The organism is Streptomyces sp. NPDC101132 (assembly GCF_044759225.1).
In the GTDB taxonomy this organism is placed as follows: domain Bacteria; phylum Actinomycetota; class Actinomycetes; order Streptomycetales; family Streptomycetaceae; genus Streptomyces.
Map to the genome: position 1 here is coordinate 1 of NZ_JBIVYX010000011.1, position 26,998 is coordinate 26,998.

Genomic DNA, 26,998 nt, shown 5'->3' on the forward strand with positions numbered 1-26,998 from the left:
CTTTCCGGTTCCAGCGGCGTTTCCGGCGCTTTTCCCTTTCGGCGTTTCCGACTCTATCAGACTCTTTCGGGCCTGACTCCCAGTCAGCGGGTTTCACCTTCCGGGCTGTTGGGCCCTTCCGGCTCCCGAACTCTAGCGGATTTCCCGGGCGACTCGAAATCGAGTCTTCGAAAGTAATTCGGGCATGCCGAATTCACTCCCGGTGGGAGATCGTGCTGAGTTGGGTTGCCGCAACGTGGCGGCGGGATCCGTTGTCGCAGAACCGTTCCGGCCCCGTGACAACTCGAAGAACCTTACGGACCCGTGGGGGTCGTGTCAACCCCGGGTCCTCCCGGGATCAGCCCCGGGCCTGGGTCTCCTCCACACGGGCGAGCAGGCGGGTCAGCATGTCGCCGAGGACGCCCCGCTCCGCCGTGGAGAGGTCCTGGAGGAGCTCCTCCTCGAAGACCGTCGCCATGCGCATCGCGTCGAGCCACTTGCTGCGGCCCTCGTCGGTCAGCTCGACGATCACGCGTACGCGGTTGGTCTCGTCGCGCTCCCGCGTCACCAGACCCTCCGCCGTCATCCGGTCGATCCGGTGGGTCATCGCAGCCGGCGTGAGGCCCAGCTGCTTGGCGAGCTCGCTCGGGCCCATCCGGTAGGGCGCGCCGGAGAGGACGAGGGCCTTGAGGACCTCCCACTCCGCGTTGCTGATGCCCAGGGCGGCGGTCTGGCGCCCGTACGCGACGTTCATCCGGCGGTTCACGCGCTGGAGTGCCGAGACGACCTTCTCGACCTGGGGGTCGAGGTCCTGGAACTCGCGCTGGTACACGGCGATCTGCTCGTCGAGGGTCGGCTCGCCGATCCCGTTGAGGCCCGTTGTGTCGGGGGTGTCACCCATGTCGCGAAGTATGACACGCCCCCGTTGGCGTCTAACTCCTTCGATGTGTACAGTTAAGCGTCGAACTTTAGAGTTGAAGTCTTCACGACAGAACTAGGGCAGGTGAAAAGTGACCAGGGTGATGGGCGCTGCGATGCGGCGGATCCAGGCCGGCAACGCACTGACGGCGTTCGGCATCGGCTTCACGGTTCCGTTCCTCTACATCTACGTGGCGCAGGTGCGAGGTCTTGGCTCCATGTGGGCCACGTGCGCGTTCATCGCGTTCGCCCTGGGCGCCCTCGTGGCGCTCCCCTTCGTCGGCCGCGCCATCGACCGACGCGGTCCGTCGCCGGTGGTCATCGGCTCCGCGGTCGTCGCCTCCCTGGGCGCCCTGTCCCTCGGCCTGTCCACCGGTGTGGTGCCGATCCTGCTGTCCGCGCTGGCGCTCGGCGCCGGGCAGGCCGCGATGCAGCCCGCGCTGGCGACCATGATCGTCTGGTGCTCCACCACGGCCACCCGCACCCGCGCCTTCGCCCTCCAGTTCTTCATGCAGAACCTGGGCCTGGGCATCGGCGGCCTGCTCGGCGGCCAGATCGTGGACGAGAACCACCCGGGCAGCTTCGTCCTCCTCTTCTCCATCGAGGCCGTGATGTTCCTGGTGCTGGCCGGGATCATCGCCACCGTCCGGCTGCCGCACGCGCCCGCCCTGAAGGGCTCCGTCCCGAAGGACGACGGCGCCAAGGGCGGCTGGCAGCGGCTGCTGCGCCACAAGGCGATGGTGCAGCTGTGCGTGCTGGGCTTTGTCCTCTTCTTCGCCTGCTACGGACAGTTCGAGTCGGGCCTGGCCGCCTTCGGCACCGAGGCCGCCGGCATCTCCCCCTCCACCCTCGGCTTCGCCCTGGCCGCCAACACCGGCGCGATCGTCGTGGCGCAGTTCGCCGTGCTGCGGCTGGTGGAGAAGCGCCGGCGGAGCCGGGTCATCGCGCTGGTCGGCCTGATCTGGACCGCCGCCTGGGTGATCGCGGGCTTCTCCGGGCTCGGGCACGGCAGCGCCACCATGGCCGCCGCCGCGTTCGTGACGACGTACGCCCTCTTCGGCATCGGCGAGGCGATGCTGTCGCCGACCGTCGCCCCGCTGGTGGCCGATCTGGCGCCGGAGGGGTCCGTGGGGCAGTACAACTCCGCCTTCGCCCTGGTGAAGCAGATGGCGCTGGCCCTGGGCCCGCTGGGCGTGCCGCTGGGCGCCGGGCTGCCGATGCTCTATATCGGGATCTTCATCCTGGTCTCGCTGGGCATCGCATGGCTCGCCCTGCGGCTGGGTAGGCAGCTCACGCCGGTCCAGGACAACCCGTCCCTGGCCGTGCAGAGCCGGGTGGTGGCCTCCCACACCCCGGCCGCCGAGCCGGTCGCCGCCTGACCGGGCGCGCCGGGCCGCCGGCGCCTGCGTGATTCCGCGTAGGCGGATCGGTACCGATGACGTACGCGGGCCCCCGCACCCTGACGGTGCGGGGGCCCGCTTCGTGTCCGCTCCCGGCCGCCCGGGCGGCGTACGGGTGTCACTCGTCCGGCAGCGCGAACTCGCACCAGACGGCCTTGCCCCCGCCGGGTGTGCGGCGCGAGCCCCACGAGGAGGCGATGGTCGCCACGATCGAGATGCCGCGGCCGGCCTCGTCGGCCGGTTCGGCGCGGCGGCGCCGGGGCAGGTGGTCGTCCCCGTCGGTGACCTCGATGATCAGCCGGCGGTCGGTCCGGCGGAGGCGCAGCCGCATGGGCGGCGTGCCGTGCTGGAGGGAGTTCGCGACCAGCTCGCTCGCGGCCAGCACCCCGAGGTCGCACAGCTCGACCGGGAAGCGCCAGGAGGCGAGCACGCCCTGGGCGAAGGCGCGGGCCCGCGGGGCCGCCTCCACGCCGCCGAGGAGTTCCAGGGCGGCGTTGTGGAAGAGCTCGGCGTCCGGGCCGGTGCGGGTGGGGTGCTGGAGGACCAGGACCGCCACGTCGTCGTCGTGGTCCGCGCCGACACCGAGGGCGCGCATCAGGCGGTCGCAGATCACCTGGGGGGTGCCCTTGGCACCGGACAGGGCGCGTTCCAGCGCGGCGACGCCCTCGTCGATGTCCTCTCCCCTGCGCTCCACCAGGCCGTCCGTATAGAGGACGGCGGTGGAACCGGGGCCGAGCGCGATGGTGCCGGAGGAGTGGAGCCAGCCGCCGGTGCCGAGGGGCGGTCCGGTGTGGTCGGCGGCGCGGCGCACCGTGCCGTCCTCGTCGCGGACCAGGATCGGCAGGTGGCCGGCCGAGGCGTAGACGAGCCGTCCCTCGTTCGGGTCGTGGACGGCGTAGACGCAGGTGGCGATCTGGCTGGCGTCGATCTCGGCGGCGAGGCCGTCGAGCAGCTGGAGCACCTCGTGCGGGGGCAGGTCGAGGCGGGCGTACGCGCGGACCGCGGTGCGCAGCTGGCCCATGACGGCGGCGGCGCGTACGCCGCGGCCCATGACGTCGCCGATGACGAGGGCGGTGCGGCCGGCGCCGAGGGTGATGACGTCGTACCAGTCGCCGCCGACCGCCGCCTCGGTGCCGCCGGGCTGGTAGGTGGCGGCGATGCGCAGGTCGTCGGGCTGTTCGAGCTCCTGCGGGAGCAGGGAGCGCTGGAGGGTGACGGCGGCCTCGCGCTGGCGGCGCTCGCTGGCGCGCAGGCGCTCGACGGCCTCGGCGTGGTCGCTGACGTCCGCGAGGTGGACCAGGACGCCGGCGCCCCTCTCCCCCCGGTCTCCCCGGTCCTCGGGGTCGTCCTCCGAGGTGGTGCCGGGCTCGGTGCCGATGCCGGTGACCGGGGTGCAGGTGACGGTGTACGAGGTGCCGTCGGGCGCCTTGCGGTTCTTGACCGTACGGGGCTTGCCGCTGCGCAGCACCTGGTCGAGGAGGGGGAGCAGGCCGAGTTCGGCGAGCTCGGGGAGGGCCTCGCGGGCCGGGGCGCCGAGGGGGCGGGGGCCGAATCCGGCAGCGTACGCGTCGTTGACGTACGCGGTGCGGTGGTCGGGGCCGTAGACGAGCGCGACGAGGGAGGGGAGGCGGCCGAGCACCTCCCGGACGGACAGCTCGTCGAGGGAGGGGACGGTGAGGAGCGCGGTGCCCGCGGTGCCCGGGGCGCCGGCGGTGGCGGCCGTGCCGCAGACGGTGAGGTCTGCGGGCGGCGCGTCGCGGCCGGGTGCCGGGCCCTCGCCCGCGGTCGGGTCCTTACCCGTGGGGTCCTGGGTGCGGCCGCGGGCCGCGGGCACGGAGCCTTCGCCGCGCTTGGCCTGGGCGGCCGCGTGCTCGGTCCGTGCCGCGGCGCGCCGCTGCGTGCCGGGAAAGCGGGCGCTCCAGCGCGTGAAGTTCACTGCGTTCAAGCCTCGTGGTGTCGCATGTGGTCGCTGTCTGCGGCCTCTCCCGGCCGCCGCCGGGAGGGGTGGCCCCGGGCGGGGGCTGGGGGAGTGCCCCCAGGGGGTGGCCGGCCGTCGCTGGGCGTCGATCACTCTGTGCAGGTGTGAGCCCACCTATGGTCACACGTCCAGTGTGGCCGACCGGACGGTCCGGATCAGTCGTTCCCGTTCTTCGGGGCCGATGGTCCCGGGTCCGGGGCGGACTTCGGGGCTGGGTCGGGGGCTGGGTCGGGGGCTGGGCCCGGGGTCGGGTCGGGGGCTGGGTCCGGGGTGGTGTCCCGGGCCGGGGAGGGCTCCTGGGCCGGTGTGGTGTCCGGGGCGGGAGCCGCGGTGGCGTCGCCGGCCGGGGCCGCGGCCGCCTTGGCCGCCTTGCCGGTCTGGTCGGCCCCCGGGGCGCCGGCCGGTTCCCCGCCGGGTTCCGCCGCGGGCCGCCCCGCGTCGGGGGAGGAGTCGGCCGTGAGGTCCATCGGGTCGGGGCGCGAGCGTCCGCCGGCTGCGATCTCGAACTCGGCGCGGGGGTGCTCCAGCGAGCCGAGGGAGACGATCTCCCTCGTGAAGAGGCCGGCCAGCGTCCATTCGGCGAGCACCCGCATCTTGCGGTTGAAGGTGGGGACGCGGCTGAGGTGGTACACGCGGTGCATCAGCCAGGCCGGGTAGCCCTTGAGCTTGCGCCCGTACACGTGGGCGACGCCCTGGTGCAGGCCGAGGGAGGCCACGGAGCCCGCGTACTTGTGGGCGTAGTCCTGGAGCGGCTGCCCGCGCAGCGAGGCGATGAGGTTCTCGGCGAGGACCTTGGCCTGGCGGACGGCGTGCTGGGCGTTGGGGGCGCATTCGCGGCCCGGCTCCTCGGCGGTGACGTCCGGCACGGCGGCCGCGTCGCCGGCGGCCCAGGCGTTCTCGACGCCGTCGACCGTCAGCCGGGCGGTGCACTTGAGGCGGCCGCGCTCGTTCCTCGGGAGGTCGGTGGCGGCGAGTACGGGGTGCGGCTTGACGCCCGCGGTCCAGACGACCGTACGCGTGGGGAAGCGCGCGCCGTCGCTGAGTACGGCGACGCGGTCCACGCAGGACTCCAGGCGGGTCTCCAGGCGGAGGTCGATGTTGCGGCGGCGGAGCTCGCGGATCGTGTACCGGCCCATCTCGGGCCCGACCTCGGGGAGGATCCGGTCGCTGGCCTCGACCAGCACCCAGCGCATGTCCTCGGGTTTGACGTTGTGGTAGTAGCGCGTGGCGTAGCGGGCCATGTTCTCCAGCTCGCCGAGCGCCTCCACGCCGGCGTACCCGCCGCCGACGAAGACGAAGGTGAGCGCGGCGTCGCGGACGGCGGGGTCGCGGGTGGAGGAGGCGATGTCCATCTGCTCGATGACGTGGTTGCGCAGGCCGATGGCCTCCTCCACGGTCTTGAAGCCGATGCCGTAGTCGGCGAGGCCGGGGACCGGGAGGGCACGGGAGATCGAGCCCGGGGCCAGGACGAGTTCGTCGTACTCCATCTCCACCGCGCCCGTGCCCTCGTCCTCGGTGGCGAGGGTGGTGAGGGTGGCGGTGCGCTTGGAGTGGTCGATGCGCTGGACCTCGCCGATGACGATCCGGCATTTGTCGAGGACCCGGCGCAGCGGCACGACGACGTGGCGTGGGGAGATCGAGCCGGCGGCCGCTTCCGGGAGGAAGGGCTGATACGTCATGTACGGCTCTGGGGTGACGACGGTGATCTCCGCCTCGTCGTCTCTCAGCTTCCGCTGGAGGGTCAGCGCCGTGTACATGCCGACATAGCCGCCGCCGACGACGAGGACGCGCGTTCGGGACGGGGTGCCGGGGCCGGTTCCCCGGGTGTATGCAGCCTTCACCATCCCATGACGCAACGTGGCCGGGACTTTGTCCACAGGCCCGGCAGATTGTGTGACCGAAGGTCATCCCCGTGACGGGCTCTGAACAAGGGGTGTACGGCGGGAAGGTTCGCAGGTCAGCGCGGGAGAACAGGCAGAATGGAGGAGTCGGAAACGGAAAAGTGGGGGTGAATGCTCCGATCGGGCGTCGCTCCGAGCGGAGCCCCCTCTTCTGAATTGACTCTGGCTCAACTATGTTCGTAACTCGCCGGGGTGTCGGCCGGGGCTCAGATGACCGTGGCCCTCCCGGCGCACAGGCGGGGAGTCTCCGGGGGGAGACGAATGATTACCGGGGGAAACATATGAACATTTCCGATTTCCATGGGTCTGCGACGGCCGTCTCGACCGAGGGTGCCGGACGCCTGATCGCAGGTGGTACGGGCCCGGGCGGCGCGTCGCAGATAGGACGCTCGACGCCGCTGCGGGTGGACGCCCAGCGCAACCTGGAACACGTGCTGCGCGCCGCGCGCGAGGTGTTCGGGGAGCTGGGGTACGGCGCTCCGATGGAGGACGTGGCCCGGCGCGCCCGGGTCGGCGTGGGCACCGTCTACCGCCGTTTCCCGAGCAAGGACGTACTGGTGCGGCGGATCGCCGAGGAGGAGACCGCCCGGCTGACCGAGCAGGCGCGCACCGCGCTGGGGCAGGAGGAGGAGCCGTGGCAGGCGCTGTCGCGCTTCCTGCGGACCTCGGTCGCCTCGGGTGCGGGCCGGCTGCTGCCGCCCCAGGTGCTGCGGGTCCGCGTCGAGGACGGCGCGGGCGCGGAGACCGGTGAGGGCGCGGACGAGGCGCGCGTACCGCAGCAGCGGGGTGCGCTGGACGGCGTCGGCGGCGGTGCCGGTGCGGCCGAGGCGCGGGTCGTCGCGCCGCGGGGTGCCGCCGACGACGTGGCGGACGACGCGGGTGCGGGTGCGCTGCTGGAGGTCGTCGGGCGGCTGGTCGACCGGGCGCGTGCCGCGGGCGAACTGCGGACCGACGTCACGGTGGCGGACGTGCTGCTGGTGATCGCCACGGCGGCGCCCGCGCTGCCCGACCCGGCGCAGCAGGCCGCGGCGTCCGCGCGACTGCTGGACATCCTGCTGGAGGGGCTGCGCTCGCGCGGGGAGTGAGGGTGGGCGGGGGCCCGGCCCGCGTGGGGCGGGGGTCCGCCCGCGTGGGGCGGGGATCCGCCCGCGTAGGACGGGCATCCGCCCGCGTGGGGCGGGGCCTGCGTAGGACGGGGATCCGCCCGCGTAGGACGCGGGTCGGCCTTCGTCCGGCGCGGGGCGGCGTCCTGGGTTCCGCCCCTTCTCCGACCGGGTCGGCCCGGGTGGGTGACGGGCCGACCGTAGGACGCGTACCCACTCGAACGAGTGATGACCGGTGCGGCGTTCCGCCGAAGTGTGCCCGGACGGGTGGATGGCGGGCATCACGGTCCTGAGGGAGGCCCCCGTGTGACACGCTGGCTCGGTGTACGGGTCGGAATGTGTCGTTCGGGGGCTTCCGCGATGAGTGTTGACGGTCGGGACGAGTCACTCGGCGGCGGCAGCGAGGTGGGCGCCGAGGAGCTGCCCGCCCGCCAGGTCCCCACTCAGCGCGGCGGCGGCAGCGGCGCCACGGCCGCGGAACTCCCGCCGTCCGACGGAGACTTGATCGCGCGGATGCGCGGCGGCGACGACGGCGCGTACGAAGAGCTGTTCCGCCGGCACGCGGACGCGGTGCGCCGGTACGCGCGCACCTGCTGCCGGGACGCGCACACCGCCGACGACCTGACGGCCGAGGTGTTCGCGCGCACCCTGCAGGCGGTGCGCGGCGGGGCCGGTCCCGACCAGGCCGTACGCGCCTACCTGCTGACCACCGTGCGGCGGGTGGCGGCCGGATGGACGAAGAGCGCCAGGCGCGAGCAGCTGGTCGAGGACTTCGCGCTGTTCGCCGAACAGGCCGCGCAGGGCGCGCCGGGCACCGGGGGTCCCGGGGACACGCTGGACCTGGGCGCCGACGTGCGCGCGATGCACGACGCCGAGCAGTCGCTCGCCATGCGGGCCTTCCGGAGCCTGCCCGAGCGGTGGCAGGCGGTGCTGTGGCACACCACCGTGGAGGAGGCCTCCCCCAGCGCGGTCGCGCCGCTGTTCGGGCTGACGCCCAACGCCACGGCCGTACTGGCGAGCCGGGCCCGGGAAGGCCTCAAGCAGGCGTACCTCCAGGCCCATGTGAGCGCCGCGCTGACCGAGGGCGGCGACTGCGCCAGGTACGCGGACCGGCTCGGCGCGTACGCCCGCGGCGGGCTGCGGGTGCGGGCGGAGAGGGGCCTGCGCAAACACCTCGAGGAGTGCGCGCGGTGCCGGCTGGCCGCCGGTGAGCTGAAGGACGTCAACGCCGGCATCCCGGCGCTGCTGCCGGTCGCGGTCATCGGGTGGTTCGCCGCCGGGTACGCGGTCAAGGCGGCCGGCGTGGTCGCGGGCGGCGCGGTGGGAGCCGCGGGCGCGGGTGCGGCCGCCGCTGCCACGGGAGGCTCGGCGGCGGGGGCGGGGGCGGCGGGCGCTGCCGGTACTGCCGGGTCCGTGGGTGCTTCCGGTGTCGCGGGTGCCTCGGGTGGGGCCGGTGCGGCCGGTGGTGGTGCGGGGGCCGGTGGGTCCGGCGTGGGTGCCGGGGCCGCATCCGAGGGGCTCGGGCTGCCGGCCAAGGCCGCGATCGCCGCGGGGCTCGCCGTCGCGACCGCCGCGGGAGTGGTGTTCGCCTTCGCCGGGGACGACTCGGAGCCCCAGGCCGGTGCGAAGCCGGCGCCCCGTGCGGCCGCGCCGGTGGTGCCGGACGAACCGGAGCCGCCGGCCGCCGCGCCCTCGCCGGAGCCGTCCGCCGCGCCGCCGCGGATGCGGGTGGTGGTGCCGCCCGCTTCGCCGGAGCCACCGGCGTCCCCCAGACCCTCGGCCCCCGCAGCTCCCTCCCGGGCGCCCTCGCCGAAGCCGCCGAAGGCTCCGGCGTCACCGAAGCCTTCGCCGAAACCCTCTGCGAAGCCGTCGCCGAAGCCGTCGCCCCGGCCCTCGTCGAAGCCGCCGGAGGCCGCGCCGCGGTCGTACGAGCTGGTGTCCCTGCGGCAGTCGGTCTTCGGGGACCATTCCGGTCCCGAGCTGCGGACCGCGCGGAGCAGCTGGGTCTGGCAGCGGTGGGGCCTCGCGATCGGGGGCCGGGACTACGCCCACGGCATCACCGTCCACTCGAAGTCGGCGGTGACCGTCGATCTGAACCGGCCCTGTACGTCCTTCTCCGCGCGGGTCGGGGTGGACGACATGTCGATGGGGCTGGGGACGCTGCGGTTCTCGGTCTGGGCGGACGGTGCGCGCCTGTGGCGCTCCCCCGCGATGGCCGTGGGCGACGCGGCGGTACCGGTCGAGGTCCCGCTGCGGGGGCGCGAGTCCCTCCGGCTGGTGGTGGAGCGCGAGGAGTGGCGCGGGCGCCTGATGCTGGCGGACTGGGCGGGGGCCACGATCACCTGCCGCTAGGCCGTGGGGTACCGGTCGGGGTTCCGCTGCGGGCGCCGGCGGCGGGCCTGCTGCGGGTAGGTGGTGGTGCGGGCCGTTGCCGCTGCGCGGAGCCGTTTCCCCACCCCGCCCCTTCCCGAAACCGGAGCTCCGCCCCGGCCCCCGCCCGGGCCCGCGGCCCGCACGAAGCCTGCGGCCAGCACGAAGCCTGCGGCCAGCACGAAGCCTGCGGCCAGCACAGGGGCCGTAGGCCGCACGGGGCCGTAGGCCGCACGAAGGCTGTGGCCCGCACGGGGACCGTGGCCCGCACGAAGGCTGGGGCCCTCACGAAGGCTGGGGCCAGCACAGGGGCCGTAGGCCGCACGGGGCCGTGGGCCGCACGGGGCCGTGGGCCGCACGGGGCCGTGGGCCGCGTCCGGGGTGGGGTGGGGGCGGCGGTTGGTGGGGGCGGGTGGGGGGTTACCGGGGGTGGGGGAGGCCCGCGGGGTCGGGGAGGGCCGGGCGGGTGGGGACGCCGGTCGGGACCGCTCGGCGGCGCGGCGTGGACGTACCGGTCCAGCACGTGCCCCGCCGCGCCAGGAGGCGACGGAGCCACAGCTCCGTCGAGACCAGGTCCGCCAGCCCGTCCAGCGGCACCGGCGCCCCGTCCGCCGCCTCGACCAGCGCCCGCTGGACCACCCGCGCCTCCACCAGCCCGGCGTCCGCCAGCAGCGGTGCCGAGAAGAGGTCCAGCAGCTCGTCCAGGGCCCACCGCAGGCCGGCCCGGGCCGCCGGGTTGTCGCCGGCCACCGCGCCCCAGCCCGGGGGCAGTTCCCGCACGCCCGTGCCCGCCAGCACCGCCCGCAGGACCGAGGCCCGGGCACCCGGCTGGACCCGCAGCGCCTCGGGGAGGGCACGGGCGGCCCGTACCACCTGGTTGTCCAGGAACGGGGCGTGCAGCCGCTGGCTGCGCACCTCCACCGCCTGCTCGAAGACCCGGTGGTCGGCCGCGTGCCGGGCCAGCGCCGCACGCGCCCTGGCCTCCCCCGGCCGCAGCGACAGCGGCGGGCGGCCGGCCGCGGCCTCCAGCCGGATCGACACCTCCGCCAGCGCCTCACCGGTGAGCCAGCGCGCCGCCGGGCCCGGCCGGGACCAGGTCAGCGCGGCCAGCGAGGAGGCGACCACGCCGCCCGGGTCGTCGAAGCTGTGCCCGCGCAGCCGGGAGGCGGCGTCGCGGATCCCGGACATGTACGTCGTACGCGAGAGCCGCCGGGCCGCCAGGTAGACCGTCAGCGGCACCGCGAGGGACTGCCGCTCCGTACGGGCCAGCGCGGCCACCGGCCTGACCAGGTGCCGCCGCTGCCGGTCCAGCAGCAGGTCCGCCAGCCGGGCCGGGTGGGCGTCCAGGACCTGCCGGGCGCCGTGGCCGACGAGGTGGTCCGCGCTGCCGGCGGCGAGCCGGCGGCGGTGCCGGGCGGCGCTGACCAGGGAGGGTCCCGGTTCGTCGGTGAGGGGTCCGTCCAGCTCCGCGTACGGGAGGGCCTCCTCGGCCGCCGCGACCACGACGTGGTGCAGGCGCGGGTTGGTGGCGATGGCGCGGGCCCGCTCCAGCTCGGCCTCGTGGCCCTGGGGCGTGGCCAGGTCGTTGAAGGTGACGGCCAGCAGCCGCTCGCCCGCACCCGTGCCGTGGCCGAGCACGGTGCCGGGCACCCCGGGCAGGCCGGCGGCCAGCAGCGCCAGGGTCGCGGAGGCGCTGCCGCCGGAGAGGTCGGCGCCGATGCCGGGCGCGGGGGCGCCGCGGGCCGCCCGCCGCTCGGCCGGCCCCATGCCCGGGACGGGCCCGGGATCGTACGGAAGGGTGTCCGGGGCGTGCCTCGGGGCGGTGAGCCTGGCGCGCACGGCTTCGACGAGCGCCTCCCGTACGCCCTCGACCGCCCGGTCCGGGTCGGCCTGGGGCGCGGCGACGGCGAGGGAGGCGACCGGCTCGTACCCCGTGATCTCCCGCGAGCCCTCCCGCAGGATCAGCGCGTGGCCGGGCGGGATCCGCCGCACGCCGACGTACGGGGTCCCGTCGCCCAGCGCCTCGGGGCTGTCGGGGCAGGCCAGCAGGGCCGCCAGGTGCCCGATGTCGAGCTGGGCCTCGATGAGGTCGGCCAGCGGGAGGGCGGCGGTGGCGAAGGCGGTGCCGTTGGCCCAGGGCGTGTAGAAGACGGGCCGCGCCCCGGCGAGGTCGCCGACCACCGTGATCCGGCGGCCGGCCTGCACGACGGCGGTGTAGCTGCCGGGCCAGGCCGTCAGGTGGCGCAGGGCGCCGCCGCGGGCGGCGTACAGGCCCCGGCGGAGCTCCTCGTCGGTGGCGCCGCAGCAGCCGAGGACGGCGAGGCGGGTGAAGGGGTCGGCCGGGTCGGCGACGACGGTGCGGATCTCGTCGGGGCGCCAGTCGCCCACCGCCCAGAGGGGGTCGGGATCGCCCCACAGGAGCTGGGCGCCGACGGGGTGGAGGGTGCGGGCGGCGTCCTCGGGGGCGTCATCGGAGTCGGCCAGGCCGCCGCGCACGGTGTCGGCCAGGCGCCCGGCCGTGCCGAAGCTTGCGGCGATACTGCTCCAGCCCACCAACCACCGCATCGACCCGCCTCCACAGACTGTGGACAAGTTCGGGTCCATGCTGCCACGAGAAGGGCGCGCGAGAGGTGTCATGGGGGGCGCACATGCAAACGAACACGCCCCGGTCATGCGGTATTTGGCGTTCCGTTCCAACCGTTCCATAGGTCGGATTCAGCCATTCTTTTCCGCGCCGTTTCCGTGCCGGACGGTACGGGCGGTGCCCGCGTGACGGCGGGGCGCGGCCCGGGAGGCGCGGTCCGCCTCCCGGACCGGTCCGCCACCCGCGGGGATTGAGGCGGCGGTGTCCCCCGGCCCACCGGTTCCACGCAGCGGGCCGACCCACGCACCCCACATGGAAACGTCCGGTCAGGAGCCGGGGCAGAGCGCACGCACGGGCGCACGGCCACACGGGCGGAGCACGGGAGACCGGAGCGCGGGACGGACGCGCCCCGGCCAACGCCGAAGGTACGGACAACAATCCCGCCATGTGGAACTCGGGCCCTTAACGCTTGGGATGCGGCGAACTACGCTGGGTTTACGAATGCCGGGTGCCTATGCCCCGGCGGCCGTCTGCGTGAGGGGTGGCGCATGTCCAGGGAGCTCCGCGAGCCGAACGAGAAGCTCGGCACCGTCCTCGCCCTCGCGGGTATCAGCAACGCCGGACTGGCGCGACGGGTCAACGACCTGGGCGCGCAGCGCGGCCTGACGCTTCGTTACGACAAGACCTCGGTGGCCCGGTGGGTCTCCAAGGGCATGGTGCCGCAGGGCGCCGCGCCCCATCTGATCGCGGCCGCGATCGGCGCGAAGCTGGGCCGGCCGGTGCCGCTGCACGAGATCGGGCTGGCGGACGCCGACCCGGCGCCCGAGGTCGGCCTGGCCTTCCCGCGGGACGTGGCGGCCGCGGTGCGGTCGGCCACGGACCTGTACCGGCTGGACCTCGCGGGCCGCCGGGGCGGTGGCGGGATCTGGCAGTCGCTGGCGGGGTCGTTCGCCGTGTCGGCGTACGCGATGCCCGCCTCGCGGTGGCTGATAACGCCCGCGGACAGCTCGGTGGCCAGGGAGGCGCCGGGGGCGGCCGGGAGCGCACCGGGGGGCACGGGCACCGCCGCGGCGCCGGGGGCGTCCGGGACCGCGTCGTCCGGCGGCACGGCGTCCGGGACCACGTCGTCCGGCGGCACGGCGTCCGGGACCGCCAAGGCCGGGTTCGGCGCCGCCGGTTTCACCGCCGCCGGGACCTCCGGTCCGCCCGCGGCCGGGTCGGGGCCCGGCACCCCCGCGGGAGCCGGCGCACCGACGCGGGGCGACCGTACCGAGGGCCGGACCGAGCGGACGGAACGCACCGCGCCCACCGGTCCGGCGCCCACCGGCCCCGCGCTCGACGCCTCGCCGCAGCGCGTCGGCCACAGCGACGTGGCCAAGCTCCGCGAGGCCGCCGAGGACGCCCGGCGCTGGGACTCCAAGTACGGCGGGGGCGACTGGCGCTCCTCGATGGTGCCGGAGTGCCTGCGCGTCGACGCGGCGCCGCTGCTGCTCGGCTCGTACTCCGACGAGGTCGGCCGCGCGCTCTTCGGCGCGACCGCCGAACTCACCCGGCTGGCCGGGTGGATGGCCTTCGACACCGGCCAGCAGGAGGCCGCCCAGCGGTACTACATCCAGGCGCTCCGGCTCGCCCGGGCGGCGGCCGACGTCCCCCTGGGCGGGTACGTGCTGGCCTCGATGTCCCTCCAGGCCACCTACCGCGACTTCGCCGACGAGGGCGTGGACCTCGCCCAGGCGGCCATCGAGCGCAACCGCGGCCTGGCGACCTCCCGCACGATGAGCTTCTTCCGGCTGGTCGAGGCGCGGGCCCACGCCAAGGCCGGCGACTCGGCGGCCGCGGGCGCCGCGCTGCGGGCCGCCGAGGGCTGGCTGGAGCGGGCGCGGGAGGGCGACGCCGACCCGTCCTGGCTGGGTTTCTACTCGTACGACCGCTTCGCGGCGGATGCGGCGGAATGCTACCGCGACCTCAAACTGCCGCGTCAGGTCCGCCGGTTCACCGAGCAGGCCCTGTCCCGGCCCACCGAGGAGTACGTCCGCTCGCACGGCTTACGCCTGGTCGTGAGCGCCGTCGCCGAGCTGGAGTCCGGCAACCTGGACGCGGCCTGCGCCCAGGGCACCCGGGCCGTCGAGGTCGCCGGGCGGATCTCCTCCGCCCGCACCACGGAGTACGTGCGCGACCTGCTGCACCGGCTGGAGCCGTACGGCGACGAGCCGCGCGTGGCGGAGCTCAGGGAGCGGGCGCGACCGCTGCTGGTGGCGCCCGTGTGACCCGGATGTCAGTCGGGGGGTGCAGTATCGGGGTGGGAGGTGGCATGGAGCGCGTGCACTGCGATGTGGTGGTGGTCGGCGGTGGGATCGTCGGGCTGTCGACCGCGTACGCCCTGTCGCGGCTCGCGCCGGGGACGCGGGTCGTGGTGCTGGAGAAGGAGGCGGGCCCGGCCCGTCACCAGACCGGCCGCAACAGCGGGGTGATCCACAGCGGGATCTACTACCGCCCGGGGTCGCTCAAGGCGCGGTTCGCGGTGCAGGGCGCCTCGGAGATGGTCAAGTTCTGCGCGGAGCACGACATCCCGCACGAGGTGACGGGCAAGCTGATCGTCGCGACCGACCGCTCGGAGCTGCCGCGGCTGCACGCCCTGGTCCAGCGCGGCCGGGAGAACGCGATCCCGGTCAGGGAGCTGGGGCCCGCGCAGATCGCGGACCACGAGCCCGAGGTGCGCGGCCTGGCCGCCATCCACGTCGGCACGACCGGGATCTGCGACTACGGCGCCGTGGCGGAGCGGCTCGCCCAGGCCTCGGGGGCGGAGATCCGGTACGGCTCGGCGGTGGACCTCATCGGGCGCCGCGCGTCGGGCGTGGCGGTGCGCACGGCCGACGGCACGGTGGTGCGGGCGAAGGCGCTGGTGAACTGCGCGGGCCTGCAGTGCGACCGGGTGGCCCGGCTGGCCGGGGACGACCCGGCGGTGCGGATCATCCCGTTCCGGGGGGAGTACTACGACCTGACGCGGCCCTCGCTGGTGCGGGGACTGGTCTATCCCGTGCCCGACCCGGCCTTCCCGTTCCTCGGGGTGCACCTGACGCGGGGGATCGGGGGCGGCGTCCACGTCGGGCCGAACGCGGTGCCGGCACTGGCCCGCGAGGGGTACTCGTGGGGGGCGGTGCGCCCGCGGGACATGGCGTCCACCGCGGCCTGGCCCGGGATGTGGCGGGTGGCCGCGCGCCACTGGCGGTACGGCGCGGGGGAGATCCACCGCTCCCTGTCGAAGGGCGCCTTCACGCAGGCGGTCCGGCGGCTGCTGCCGGCGGTCACGGAGGACGACCTCACCCCGGCCTCGGCGGGGGTGCGGGCCCAGGCGGTGCTGCGGGACGGGACGCTGGTCGACGACTTCCTGATCCGCGAGGCGCCGCGTACGGTCCACGTGCTCAACGCCCCCTCGCCGGCCGCGACGGCCTCGCTGCCGATCGGACGGGAGGTGGCCCGGCGGGCGCTGGCGGCACTGGCGCCGTAGCCGGGATGCCGGACGGGCCGGCCGCCGTAGAATTGGCGGCACTGTGTCTGAGTCCCTGAACCCCCAGCCCAAGCCCCCTCCGGTGTGGCGCCACCAGCCCCGCTTCCCGGACGGTCCCGCCCCCGACCCGGCGGGCTCGCACCACGAGCGGCGCATCCGCAGCTTCCAGCCGCGCCGGAGCAGGGTGACCACGAGCCAGGAGGACGCGCTCCGCCGCCTCTGGGGCACCTGGGGCCTCGACATCGACGGCCGCGAGGTCCTCGACCTCGACAAGATGTTCGACGGCCTGCCGGTGGTCCTGGAGATCGGCTTCGGCATGGGCGAGGCGACCGCGCAGATGGGCGCCGACGACCCCGGCACCGGCATCCTCGCCGTCGACGTGCACACCCCCGGCCAGGGCAACCTGCTCGGCCTCGCCGAGCGCAACGGCCTGACCAACATCCGGGTCGCCAACGGCGACGCGATCATCCTGCTCCGCGAGATGCTGGCCCCGGCCGCCCTCGCCGGGATGCGCGTGTACTTCCCGGACCCGTGGCCCAAGAAGCGCCACCACAAGCGCCGGCTGATCCAGCCCGAGTTCCTCACGCTCGCCGCCACCCGCCTCGCGCCGGGCGCGATCCTGCACTGCGCCACGGACTGGGAGGAGTACGCCGAGCAGATGCTCGAAGTGCTCAGCGCGCACCCGGACTTCGAGAACACCCAGCCGGACGGCGGGTACGCGCCGCGCCCGGAGTTCCGGCCGCTCACCCGCTTCGAGGGACAGGGCCTGGACAAGGGCCACGTCGTACACGACCTGCTGTTCCGGCGCACCGAGAACTGAAAACCAGCCCTCCGGTACGCGTCCGGATCGCTACTGTCGTGGCGTGTTCCGGGTCCTGTCTCGCGCGTCCATCGGGCTGCTCGCGGTCGCCGGAGTGCTGATCCTCGCCCTCGTACGTGAGCAGACCGGCACCCAGGGCTTCCTCGTCGGCCTCGGCCTCGCCGTCCTGCCGGTGCCACCGCTGATGGCGGTGTTCCACTGGCTGGACCGGACGAAGCCGGGGCCCTGGCCGCAGCACCTGTTCGTCTTCGCCTGGGGGGCGTGCGCCGCGGCGCTCATCGCCATAGTGGCCAACAGCTTCGCGACCCGGTGGATAGCGGCCGCGACCCTGGACCCGCACGACGCCGACCAGCTCGGCTCGATCGCCATCGCCCCGGTGGTGGAGGAGTGCGCGAAGGCCGCCGCGCTGCTGCTGGTCTTCCTCTTCCGCGGGCGGCGGTTCACCGGGATCACCGACGCGATCGTGGTGGCCGGGTTCACCGCCACGGGCTTCGCCTTCACCGAGAACATCCTCTACCTCGGCAACGCCTTCGGCGAGGACCTCGGCAGCGGCACCTCGCTGCTGGACTCGGTGACGGCCGCGACCTTCTTCGTACGGGTGGTGATGTCCCCGTTCGCGCACCCGCTGTTCACCGTGTGGACCGGGCTCGGCTTCTGCTGGGCGGCCTTCGCGGCCGGGCGGTGGCGGCGCGTCGGGCTGCCCCTGGCCGGGCTGGCGCTGGCGATGGCGACGCACGCCCTGTGGAACAGCTCGTCGGAGTTCGGCGAGTACGGCTTCTACGTCGTGTACGCGACCGTGATGGTGCCGGTCTTCGGGGTGCTGGCCTGGCTCGGGGTACGGGCCCGGGGGCGCCGGGACCCGCTGTTCGTACCGGCGATGCGGGGCGCGGCGCACGCGGTGGACGCGGTGGGGCCGTACGCCGTGGACGCGGTGGGCCCGTACCCGGCGGACGGCGCCGTGGCCCCGTACCCCGCCGTCGTCAGACCGTCAGGCCCTTGCCCCGCAGCCATGCCAGCGGGTCCACCGTCGCTCCGCCGGTCCGCACCTCCAGGTGGAGATGGGCGCCCGTGACGTTGCCGGTGGCGCCGACGCGGCCGATGGTCTCGCCGGTGGTGACGGTGCCCGAGGTGACGGACATCGAGGACAGGTGGCAGTACCAGACCTCCGTGCCGTCCTCCAGCCGGAGGACGATGCGGTAGCCGTACGCGCCGGACCAGCCCGCCGAGATGATCTTTCCGCCGTGCACGGCCTTGACGGGGGTGCCCGTCGGCGCGGCGAAGTCCAGGCCGGTGTGGTGGCCGGAGGACCACATCGAGCCGGAGTCGCCGTAGTGCGAGGTCAGCGTGTACGAGGAGGTGGGCAGTGCGTACTGGCCGGCCAGCTTGGCCAGGCGCTCCGCCTCCGCCTTGGCCTCCGCGGCCGCCTTCGCCGCGGCCTCGGCGGCCTTGCGCGCTTCGGCGGCCTTCTTGTCCGCCGCCTCCCGCTCGGCCTTCGCCTTCGCGGCGGCGGCCTGCTCGGCGGCGCGCTGGGCCGCCTCCTTCTCCTGGGCGACGGCCGCGTCCGCCTGGGACTCCGCCTGCTGGAGGATGCGGTTGCGCAGGGCCTCGCCGGCGTCGGTGCCGGCCGCGGCCTGCTCGGGGGTGACGCCCGCGTTGGTGAGGGGCGCCTCGATGGGGGTGGTCTCCCGCGCCGCGTCCGCCTCGTCGTCGGGGAGCAGCGAGGGTATGGATATCGCGACCGGGGGCTTGTCCTGTGCGGTGGCCATGCCGGTGGCGCCGACGGCGGCGATGATGCCGACGCCGAGGACCGTGGAGCTGCGCGCGAGTCCGCCGCGCTGCTTGGCGACGCGGTGGCGGCCGCCGGCCGGACGGGCGGAGTCCTCGGTGGGGTTCCACTCGCCCCAGGCCCCGGCACCGGTTCCGCCCGGGTAGGGCGAGTCCGTCTCGATGGAACCGGGGGCTTCGGGGGCAGGCCTGCTGGACGCCACGGGGGCGCTCCTTTCCTTCCTTCTGGCCTACCGGGTTAGCTGACGGGTTCGGAGCAGGAAGGTCTCCTACGGGTCAGAACGACCCGATTCACCCCAAGTTGGTGGTTCCCCGGTTCCCTCACGGGATTCGGCGCGCACGCGCACGGTGCCGTCACTTGCGACGGCCTGGACAGCCGCGCTGCGTTATCGAACGGTAATAGACAACAGGGAGTGATTCCAAGCTCCCTTACTTGATCCTTCACATCAACCAGCCATTCCGTGACCGGCGTTGGCCAGGGCAAATGCCGCATCGAGCGACAGAGTCGGGCGAGACGCCTGCGCAGACATCGCCACTCCGGCCACTTCCGTACCCTGATGGGCCGTCAACCAACCGACGCCCCCACCTGCTTCGCTTACGTTGCGTGTCCGGCCGGACGCGCTCAGCGGCGCCGTGCGGCGGTGACGGACCTCCGGCGCACGGCCTGACCCGGCGTCGGGCGGACGACCGCGAGCAGCGCCATGTCGTCCGTGGCGCCGCCACCGGTGTGCCGCCGCACATCGGCGATCAGGCCGGCCAGCAGTTCCTCCGGCCCGGGGAAGATCCGTCCGCGCAGCCGTTCGGCCGGCTCGTAGAAGGCGCCCGCGGCGTCCCGGGCCTCGGAGAGCCCGTCGGTGTAGAGCAGCAGCGTCGAGCCGGCGGGGAAGGGCCACGCGTCCGCCCGGTACCGCCCGTCCCCCAGCTCGCCCATGCCCAGCGGCAGGGCGGCCTCCGCGGGGGCCAGCACCTCCAGCTTCCCGTCGGCGCGCAGCAGCAGCGGCTCGGGGTGCCCCCGGTTGACCACGCGGAGCGTGCCGCCGTCCGGGGAGACCTCGGCCAGTACGCAGGTGGTGAAGCCCTCGACGGAGTCGAGGCTGTCGCGCCGGGTGCCCTCCCGGGCCAGGGCCCGCTCCACCCGCCGGGCCACACCCTCCAGGGTGGGTTCGCGTTCGGCCGCCTCGCGGAAGGCGCCGAGCACCACCGCCACCGCCTCGACCGCGCCGAGCCCCTTGCCGCGTACGTCCCCGACCGCGAGGCGGACGCCGTACGGGGTGTCCTGGACGGCGTACAGGTCCCCGCCGATGAACGCGTCGGCGTCGGCGGCCTCGTAGCGGGCGGAGACGTGCAGTCCGCCGATGCGTCCGGCGGGGGTGGGCAGCACCGCGCGCTGGGCGACCTCGGCCACGCCGCGCGCGGAGGCGAGCTGCGCGCCGCTGCGCCGGACCACGCGGTTGATCAGCAGCGCCAGGACCGCGACGGTGAAGACGGTCACCAGCTCGGTGACCGCCTCGACCTTGCCGGAGCTGCCGTTGCGGAGCTGGAGCATGAGCACGGCCAGAGCGGCGGTCGCGCCGGTGAGCAGGGTGGTGGAGAACGCGAAGAGCGGGGCGGCGATCAGAGGTGCCGCGGTGAAGAAGGGCGCGCCCGTGAAGCTGGGCGGGGTCAGGACGTCGAAGCCCAGACCCAGGACGATCAGGAGTGCGGGGAGCACGCGCAGGAAGGTCCGCGCGAAGCGTCTGCCGTTGCCGTCACCGGTGCGGCTCCGGGCCCGGCCGGCTCTCCCGGCCCCCCGGGAGGATCCTCCTCGCTGCCCCAGCCCCACCACGTCCCTCCCTGACCGGTCCCCGCTCGCGCCCGCGGTACGGGCCGCCGCCGCCCCGCCTCCCAAGGCTGCGGGCGGGGCGGCCGCACGGCGAGCGGGCGGGGCCGAACGGGTGTCGCCGCCCGGTCCGCCGGCGTCGCGCGGGCCGACGCGCCGGCGGCCCGCGGCCGGCGCCGGAACCCCCCGGAAGCCCCCCGGGAATCAAATGGCGCGGAGCACCCCCCGGAATGGCGTAAGCTGGAGTCACCGACGCGGGGTGGAGCAGCTCGGTAGCTCGCTGGGCTCATAACCCAGAGGTCGCAGGTTCAAATCCTGTCCCCGCTACTCAGCACGAGGCCCGGATCCTTCTGGATCCGGGCCTTCGTCGTTGCAGGGGCGCCCCGCGCGTCGCCGCGCCCGCCGCCCCGCCGCCCGTCAGAGCTTGGCGAGGAAGGCGTCCAGGTTCCCCTTCATCCGCTCGACCTGCTGCTCCACGGTCAGCGTCTCCTCGAAGCGGCCGCCGGGCTCGGGCTGCTTCCTGCCCCGCACGTAGAGGGAGCAGTCGAGGTCCGTGCAGATGTAGACGCCGACGGAGTTGCCCTCGCGGCCCTCGCGCCCGGACTTGCGGGCGGTCATCAGGGAGACGCCGGAACCGGGGTGGGTGGTCAGGCAGAAGGTGCACATGCTGCGGTGCAGGAAGCCGCGCTTCACGGAGGGGAAGCGCAGCGTGATGCCGACCGGCCGGCCCGCCCGCTCGGTGACGAGGTAGCTGCGGTCGGGCGCGGAGAGGTCCCGCCAGCCGAGGAAGTCGAGGTCGTCCCAGGGGCGTTCTGCCAGGTCGCGGGGGATGGGCAGGCGCTGGGCCTCGCCCTTGGAGCAGTTGATGAACGAGCCGCGGATGTCGGATTCGGTGAGCGCCTTCATGTCCGGCACGCTAATCTTCCTAGACCCTCTAGGCAAACCATTAATTCGATTAGGGAGAACATGCCCCGAGCAGGACTGACCGCCGACCGCGTCGTCGAGGCCGCCGCCGAGCTGGCCGACACCGCGGGGCTGGGCGGCGTCACTGTCTCCGCCCTCGCGCGCGGCTTCGGCGTGAAGGACGCGAGCCTGTACTCGCACGTGCGGAACCTCCAGGACCTGCGCACCCGCCTCGCCGTGCGCTGCGCGGCCGAGTTCGCGGACCTCCTCGGCGCGGCCGTCGCCGGGCGCGCCGGGAAGGCCGCCCTCACCGGCTTCGCCCACGCCTACCGCTCGTACGCCGTCGGCCGTCCCGGCCGCTACGCCGCCACCCAGCTGGAGCTGTCCGCCGAGGTGCTGGCCGCCTCGCCGGGGCACGGGCGGATGGTCGAGTACACGTACGCGATGATCCGCGGCTACGGGCTCGGCGAGCCCGACCGGACCGACGCGGTCCGGCTGCTCCGCAGCACCTTCCACGGCTTCGCCGCCCTGGAGGCCGCCGCCGCCTTCCACGCGGCCCGCGACCTGGACGCCTCCTGGGCCCGGATGATCGACGCCCTCGACACGCTGCTGGCGAACTGGCCGCCGGCCGGCCCGTCCCCCACCCTGGCCCCATGAGCCGGAGCAGCGGGATCCGAGTCGCCCGCGTCTACGACCCGCCCACCGACGGGGACGGCACCCGCGTCCTCGTCGACCGCCTGTGGCCGCGCGGCGTGTCGAAGGCGGACGCCCGGGTGGACGAGTGGCCCAAGGAGCTCACCCCGTCCGGCGAACTCCGCAAGGAGTTCCACGCGGGCGGCCTGACCGACACCGAGTTCCGCGCCCGGTACGCGGCCGAACTCGCCGCCCCCGAGGCCGCGGAGGCCCTCGCCCGCCTGCGCGCCCTCGCCGCCGACGGCCCGGTGACGCTCCTCACCGCCGTCAAGGACCCGGCCCACAGCCACGTTTCGGTCCTGCTGGACCACCTCTGAACACACGGATGAACACACGGAAGCGCCCCGCCCGGGAAACCCGGACGGGGCGCTTCGCGGCGTCCCGCGGAGGGACCGCCGAGCGGTAGGCCATGTCGGACTCGAACCGACAACCAACGGATTAAAAGTCCGCTGCTCTGCCAATTGAGCTAATGGCCCACGGCGTGCTCACCCCTGAGCATAGCCGGACACCGCCGGTCAGCCGATCGACTATCAGGGGTGAGCTGCGTCAGCCGATGCGGAGGTAGTTCTTCCACTGGGTCGTGGCCCACTGCTTGCGGGGCAGGAAGTTGCCCTTGCCGTCCGCGTTGTAGACGTACGCCGCGCCCGCCGGCGTACGCGTCACGATGTCCTGGCGGCCGTCGGCGTCGATGTCGCCGCTGCCGACGACGGCGTTGTACGCGTTCCAGCCACCGCCGATCCGGGTCGCCCCGGAGAACCCGCCGGCCCCGTTCCCGCGGAACAGCCAGAGCGTCCCGGCGGAGTCCCGGGCCACCAGATCCGACCGGCCGTCACCCGAGTAGTCGCCCCGCCCGGCGATGGCGGTGTACTGCCCCCAACCGCTGCCGATCCGCGCCCGCGAGGGGAACTTCCCGTCGGCGGTCCCGCGGTGCAGCCACAGCACCCCCGCGGAGTCCCGCCCGACGAGGTCGTTGTAACCGTCGCCGGAGAGGTCGCGGGGGGCGAGGAGGGTGTTGTAGATGCCGAAGTTCGAGCCGAGGAGCACCTTGCCGCACGAGGACAGGGAAGAGCAGAAGATCGGCTCCATCCGGTACAGGTTTCCGTCGGTACGCCGTGCCAGCAGCTCGCCGATGCCGTCCCCGTCGGCGTCGCCGAGCGCGGTCAGCAGCGGGAACGCCTTCGCGTAGTCCTCGGTGGAACCGTTGCTGTCCACGCCGCAGTCACGGCTCCGGCGGTTCGAGGTGCCGCAGAAGTCGACGAGCCCCTGGAAGGACGTCCCCTCGCGGGCCACCACCCCACCCGCCTGGTCGCCGAAAGTGCGGATCTCGCTGTCGCGCCCCCACTCCACGAGCGTCGAACGGTGGGCACGCACACTCGTGTACAGACGCACCCGGGACGAGGCGCAGCCCGTACTCGGCGTCGCGGAGATCCCGATGACCTTGCCGCCCGCCACCAGCGCGCCGCCCGCGTCGCCCACGCACCGCTCGGACCGTGGCACCTCGGCGGCACCGGGGGCGGGCGAGGTGCACAGGGTGCCCGACGCGAGCGGCCGGCCCAGCAGGGCCGCGCAGTCGGCGGCCGACTTCACGACCGCCCGCTCGGTATGCGGCGTGCGGATCTCGGCCGGGTCGGACCCCGTCCAGGAGAAGAAGGACGCCTGGGTGCCCGCGGCGTAGAGGGCGCCGTCGGCAGCGGAGGCGAGCACCGGCGCCGTGCGCTCGTACTCGCCTGCCTGCGCCACGGCGAACGCCGCGCGGCCGGTGGCGGGGTCGTACTGCGGATGGATCCGGTAGCGCGGGTAGTACGTGGCCCCCTCCCAGTCGCCGTCGTCCGACCCGAACCACGCCAGCATGTGCTTCTCGGACTCTCGCCCGGTGAAGCAGCCGGGTGCCGCCGCGACGCGGCCGGGGCCGACCTGCACGGCGGAGCAGTACCTCGCGCGCCCGTCACCCACCTCCTGGCTCATCAGCGGAACGAGCCAGCCCGGCATCACCGGCTCCGCGGCCCCCGCCGGGCCCGCGCCCGACAGGAGGCCGGCGACCAGGGCCACCGCGGTCACTCCCGCCGCGCCCAGCCGCTTCACTCGTGCGCGCACGCGCGCCTCTCTTCCCTCACGGTCGTGCATGTCAGAACAGTCCCTTGTACGCACCGAAGCCGGTGGTGATCCTCGTCGTGGCGGAGAGGCCCGCCGTGCTCGTGCCCTTGTTCAGCAGGAGGTCGCCCGCGGCGTTGCGGGAGACCACGTCCGGGCGGCCGTCGCCGGTGACGTCGCCGACGCCGACGAAGGCGTTGCGGCCCGCCGCCCAGCCGTTGTCCTTCACCCGGACGCGCGGCTTCACCGTGCCGGTGGCCACGCCGTCGTACCGCCAGACGGCGTTGTTGCCGTCCACGGCCAGCAGGTCGCCGACGCCGTCGCCGTTGAGGTCGCCCGCGCCGAAGACGGAGCGGTACAGCTTCCAGTTGAGCTGGATGCGGACCGCGGGCCTGAAGGCGCCGGTGCCGTTCGCCGCGTACAGGTACACGTCGCCGGTCGAGGTCTTCCGGACCACCAGGTCCGCCCGCCCGTCACCGGTCAGGTCCCCGGGCGAGGTCAGCACGTCGTACTGGCCCCAGCCGGTGCCGATGGCACGCGAGCGCGTGGCCGGCGTCACCGCCTGCCCGCACCAGGGCAGGTACGCGCGCAACTCGCCGGCCGCGTTGCGGACCAGCAGGTCGTTGCACCGGTCGCCGTCCAGGTCCCCGAAGGGTACCGGTCGCGACGTCAGCGGCCAGCCCGCCCCGGAGAGCTTTCCGGCGAAGCCTCCGGCACCGTTGCCGCGGTGGAAGGTGAGGCCGCCGGAGGAGTTCAGGGTCAGCAGGTCTCCGAGCCCGTCCTGTCCGGCGTGGTCCCGTCGGACCTCGGCCGCGTAGGAGAGCGTGGTCGACCCGGTGGCGGTGAGGGCCGGCCCCTGCCCGTCGGCGGGCGTGGCGGTCAGCGTCCACGTGTACGTGCCGTTCCGGACGAGCCGGCCGGAGGTGTCCTGGCCGTCCCACAGCACCCGGACCAGCGAACGCGCCGCACCCCCGTCGTACGTGCGGACCACCGCACCCGTGGTCTTGCTGCGGATCGTCAGCCTCCAGCCGGCGGCCGGCCGGCTCAGCCACCACGAGAAGACCCGCTGCTCCGGGCTCCCGGACCACTCGAAGTGGCTCGCGGCCTTGGCGTCGAGGACCGACAGCGGCGCCGCCGGCACCCCGGACGGCACGACGTGCACGGCGCCCGCGGCGTCCGCGTACGCGATCAGGCCTGCGGAGGCGTCCACCGACCAGCCCTGGCCGGGCTGGATCCGGGCCGGCCGGCCGATGGTCCGGGTCCCGGTGCCGCCGCGCAGGTCGGTGAGCTTCAGGACCCCGCCCTGCTCCCACCCGATGAACCCGTCGCCCAGGCGGGCGCTGCGGTGTGCCGGCAGCCGCACCGACGTCCTGGTGGCCGTGTCGTACACCCCGGCGGCCCCGGCGCACTTCCAGTAGAGGGAGGTGCCCCGGGCGTCCAGCTCCTCCAGTCCGCAGTGGCCGAGCGGCACCCGCGCCGCCAGGGTCTTCCCGGTGCGCAGGTCCACCGCCTTGACGGTGTCCGACCAGTCGGCGGTCCACAGGACCGCGCCCGCGAGGGCGAAGGGCTGGCCGGAGGCCGCCTTGATCCTCCCGGTCCAGCCGCCGAAGGCGTCCAGGTCCACGGACCGGATCTCGTTGAGGAACGGCGCGCTCACGGCGTAGGCGGCGTGCCCGGCGACGGCCCGGACGCTCCGCGGGTCGATCTCCACGCCGTCCTCGGAACGGCTCTCCCGCCGGCCGTCCGGCTCCTTCAGCCTGAGCGTGTACCCGTCGGCGGTGACGAGCCGTCCGTCACCCGGCGCCAGGAGCTCGGGGCAGTCCGCCGGAGTGCAGGCGGGGACGAGCCCCTCTTGCGTCTCGCGGTCCTCCCACTGACCGGGCTTCAGCTCCCCGTCCGCCAGGAGGTCGAGCCGGCTCAGCGTCTGGGTGCGGCCGGTCCACGGGAGGGAACCGGCGGTGTGGAGCCGCCCGTTCTCCAGCGTCATCCGTACGACGTCCATGGCGACGGGCGGCACCCGCCACGAGCGGCCGGGCACCGCCTTGCCCGCGGCGTCCGCGACCAGCTCCTGGACCGAGACGTCCGGACCGTCGCCCCGCCGGGGCACGAGCACGCGTCCGTCGTTGCCGGCCACCGCAGGCCCCGCGTTGGTGAAGAGGGTGCGCGGGGAACCGCCGCCCGCCAGCGGTACGGCCACGACCCGCGGTCCCTTGACGGCCATCAGGAGCTCGCCGCCGGCCACGCCGACGGCGTTCACGGTGTCGGGGATCTCCGGGACCACCCGCGCGGGCTTGGTCAGGTCCCGCGTGTCCAGGACCCGGATGTCGCTGCCGGCCCAGCTGATCACCCAGTCCCCGCGCAGTGCGAAGTACGTCCCCGTGCCGGACGGTGCGTCCAGGCGGTGCGCCGTGCCCCGGTCGTCCAGCCAGGCCAGCCAGCGGGTCCCGTCCGTCTGCCGCACGTGGAGCAGCGCCCCGTGGCCGTTGACGCCCCTGACCATGGAATCCGTGTCGGGCAGGCCGCTCACGGGCACGTCCTTCTGCACCCCGTCCTCCAGCGTGATGCGGTGGAGGACGTTCCTGCGGGTGTCGATGCCGACCTCGGTGAGCAGGCCGCGGTCGAAGACGCCCAGGAGCCGTTGCCCGGCGGGCACCGTAAGGGTCTCCTCCGCACCGCTGGTCATGTCCCGCAGGACGATCCGCCCGGGCGTGCCCGCCGGGCCCGGGTAGGCGAACCCGACGACGTCCGTGCCCGTGCCGTAGACGCTCGTCGCGCCCCGGAGGTCGACGGGCGTGCCGTCCGTGCCGTCGTAGCGGGTCCACACCATGCCGCGGTCGCCACCGCGGAGGAAGCCCGTCGACCCGACGGCCCGGAGCTGTGCCGCCGGAGCGTCCCCGTAGAGGCGTGGCGGTACGACGAGTTCGGCGGGCGGGCCGGGCGCGGCGGCGACGGCCGGGGCTGTGGTGAGCGGGACGGTGGTGACCAAGGCCGCCAGGGCCGTGACGGCCGCGGCGGTACGCAGACGGAACAACGGGTTCCTCCCCCGGATGTGGACACGTGGGGAGACGGGCCGCGCAGGTCTCCCCCCACACGCGGTGCCCGGCGAGCGCCGGGGTCTTGCCGTAGCCCCCCACTGCAAGTCCGGG

General features: G+C 74.6%; 16 protein-coding genes, 2 tRNA genes, 2 pseudogenes and 1 riboswitch. Of the genes and pseudogenes, 10 read left to right on the forward strand and 10 right to left on the reverse strand.

The window, feature by feature from the left end; translation table 11 throughout:
• Positions 1–337: 337 nt before the first annotated feature.
• A complete protein-coding gene (locus tag ACIQUR_RS24450) occupies positions 338–880 on the reverse strand; it encodes a MarR family winged helix-turn-helix transcriptional regulator (protein ID WP_403667969.1) in 543 nt (180 codons plus the stop codon).
• A 121-nt stretch (positions 881–1,001) separates the two neighbouring features.
• Here ACIQUR_RS24450 and ACIQUR_RS24455 point away from each other — a divergent pair, with 121 nt between their 5' ends.
• On the forward strand, positions 1,002–2,276 hold the full coding sequence (locus tag ACIQUR_RS24455) for an MFS transporter (protein ID WP_403667972.1): 1,275 nt from the start codon (positions 1,002–1,004) through the stop codon (positions 2,274–2,276).
• A gap of 139 nt (positions 2,277–2,415) precedes the next feature.
• Here the strand turns inward: ACIQUR_RS24455 and ACIQUR_RS24460 are convergent, their stop codons facing one another.
• The gene (locus ACIQUR_RS24460; protein WP_403668542.1) at positions 2,416–4,233 is read right to left on the reverse strand and encodes a SpoIIE family protein phosphatase; all 1,818 of its coding nucleotides are present in this window, start codon (positions 4,231–4,233) and stop codon (positions 2,416–2,418) included.
• Between the two features lie 509 nt (positions 4,234–4,742).
• Positions 4,743–6,119, reverse strand: a pseudogene (locus ACIQUR_RS24465) (NAD(P)/FAD-dependent oxidoreductase); the annotation flags it as partial.
• A gap of 338 nt (positions 6,120–6,457) precedes the next feature.
• On the opposite strand from ACIQUR_RS24465, the gene ACIQUR_RS24470 reads away from it, so the two are divergent.
• The gene (locus ACIQUR_RS24470; RefSeq protein ID WP_403667975.1) at positions 6,458–7,261 is read left to right on the forward strand and encodes a TetR/AcrR family transcriptional regulator; all 804 of its coding nucleotides are present in this window, start codon (positions 6,458–6,460) and stop codon (positions 7,259–7,261) included.
• 378 nt (positions 7,262–7,639) lie between these two features.
• A complete protein-coding gene (locus ACIQUR_RS24475; protein ID WP_403667977.1) occupies positions 7,640–9,631 on the forward strand; it encodes a sigma-70 family RNA polymerase sigma factor in 1,992 nt (663 codons plus the stop codon).
• A gap of 438 nt (positions 9,632–10,069) precedes the next feature.
• Here ACIQUR_RS24475 and ACIQUR_RS24480 read toward each other — a convergent pair whose 3' ends face one another.
• On the reverse strand, positions 10,070–12,214 hold the full coding sequence (locus ACIQUR_RS24480) for an asparagine synthase-related protein (RefSeq protein WP_403667980.1): 2,145 nt from the start codon (positions 12,212–12,214) through the stop codon (positions 10,070–10,072).
• Positions 12,215–12,781: 567 nt separating this feature from the next.
• Between ACIQUR_RS24480 and ACIQUR_RS24485 the strand changes: the two genes are divergently transcribed.
• The 4 genes and pseudogenes from ACIQUR_RS24485 to ACIQUR_RS24500 form a co-directional block, all read left to right on the forward strand.
• A complete protein-coding gene (locus tag ACIQUR_RS24485; RefSeq protein ID WP_403667983.1) occupies positions 12,782–14,500 on the forward strand; it encodes a sporulation protein in 1,719 nt (572 codons plus the stop codon).
• 44 nt (positions 14,501–14,544) lie between these two features.
• The gene (lhgO, locus tag ACIQUR_RS24490) at positions 14,545–15,741 is read left to right on the forward strand and encodes an L-2-hydroxyglutarate oxidase (protein ID WP_403667986.1); all 1,197 of its coding nucleotides are present in this window, start codon (positions 14,545–14,547) and stop codon (positions 15,739–15,741) included.
• Positions 15,742–15,784: 43 nt separating this feature from the next.
• Positions 15,785–16,561 (forward strand): tRNA (guanosine(46)-N7)-methyltransferase TrmB, encoded by a 777-nt coding sequence (gene trmB / locus ACIQUR_RS24495; RefSeq protein ID WP_399944552.1) that lies wholly within the window; start codon positions 15,785–15,787, stop codon positions 16,559–16,561.
• A 43-nt stretch (positions 16,562–16,604) separates the two neighbouring features.
• Positions 16,605–17,414 (forward strand): annotated as a pseudogene (locus ACIQUR_RS24500) (PrsW family intramembrane metalloprotease); the annotation flags it as partial.
• A gap of 127 nt (positions 17,415–17,541) precedes the next feature.
• Here ACIQUR_RS24500 and ACIQUR_RS24505 read toward each other — a convergent pair.
• A complete protein-coding gene (locus tag ACIQUR_RS24505) occupies positions 17,542–18,549 on the reverse strand; it encodes a peptidoglycan DD-metalloendopeptidase family protein (protein ID WP_403667989.1) in 1,008 nt (335 codons plus the stop codon).
• A gap of 9 nt (positions 18,550–18,558) precedes the next feature.
• Positions 18,559–18,692: riboswitch (cyclic di-AMP (ydaO/yuaA leader) on the reverse strand.
• A 276-nt stretch (positions 18,693–18,968) separates the two neighbouring features.
• Positions 18,969–20,162, reverse strand: a complete 1,194-nt coding sequence (locus ACIQUR_RS24510) for a PP2C family protein-serine/threonine phosphatase (protein ID WP_403668544.1) — start codon at positions 20,160–20,162, stop codon at positions 18,969–18,971.
• 256 nt (positions 20,163–20,418) lie between these two features.
• Between ACIQUR_RS24510 and ACIQUR_RS24515 the strand changes: the two genes are divergently transcribed.
• Positions 20,419–20,492: transfer RNA gene (locus ACIQUR_RS24515), tRNA-Met, on the forward strand.
• A gap of 90 nt (positions 20,493–20,582) precedes the next feature.
• On the opposite strand, the gene ACIQUR_RS24520 is transcribed toward ACIQUR_RS24515, so the two are convergent.
• Positions 20,583–21,071: an FBP domain-containing protein gene (locus ACIQUR_RS24520; RefSeq protein WP_403667992.1), complete on the reverse strand. Its 489-nt coding sequence runs from the start codon at positions 21,069–21,071 to the stop codon at positions 20,583–20,585.
• A 60-nt stretch (positions 21,072–21,131) separates the two neighbouring features.
• Between ACIQUR_RS24520 and ACIQUR_RS24525 the strand changes: the two genes are divergently transcribed.
• On the forward strand, positions 21,132–21,725 hold the full coding sequence (locus ACIQUR_RS24525; RefSeq protein ID WP_403667995.1) for a TetR/AcrR family transcriptional regulator: 594 nt from the start codon (positions 21,132–21,134) through the stop codon (positions 21,723–21,725).
• On the forward strand, positions 21,722–22,078 hold the full coding sequence (locus ACIQUR_RS24530; RefSeq protein WP_403667998.1) for a DUF488 domain-containing protein: 357 nt from the start codon (positions 21,722–21,724) through the stop codon (positions 22,076–22,078). The genes ACIQUR_RS24525 and ACIQUR_RS24530 overlap by 4 nt, the downstream gene beginning before the upstream one ends.
• 86 nt (positions 22,079–22,164) lie before the next feature.
• On the opposite strand, the gene ACIQUR_RS24535 is transcribed toward ACIQUR_RS24530, so the two are convergent.
• The 3 genes from ACIQUR_RS24535 to ACIQUR_RS24545 all read right to left on the reverse strand — a co-directional run bounded on the left by ACIQUR_RS24535 (position 22,165) and on the right by ACIQUR_RS24545 (position 26,883).
• Positions 22,165–22,237, reverse strand: a tRNA-Lys gene (locus ACIQUR_RS24535).
• Positions 22,238–22,307: 70 nt separating this feature from the next.
• The gene (locus ACIQUR_RS24540; protein WP_403668001.1) at positions 22,308–23,855 is read right to left on the reverse strand and encodes an FG-GAP-like repeat-containing protein; all 1,548 of its coding nucleotides are present in this window, start codon (positions 23,853–23,855) and stop codon (positions 22,308–22,310) included.
• Between the two features lie 31 nt (positions 23,856–23,886).
• Entirely contained in the window at positions 23,887–26,883 is a 2,997-nt protein-coding gene (locus ACIQUR_RS24545) for an FG-GAP-like repeat-containing protein (RefSeq protein WP_403668005.1), read from the reverse strand.
• Positions 26,884–26,998 lie beyond the last annotated feature (115 nt).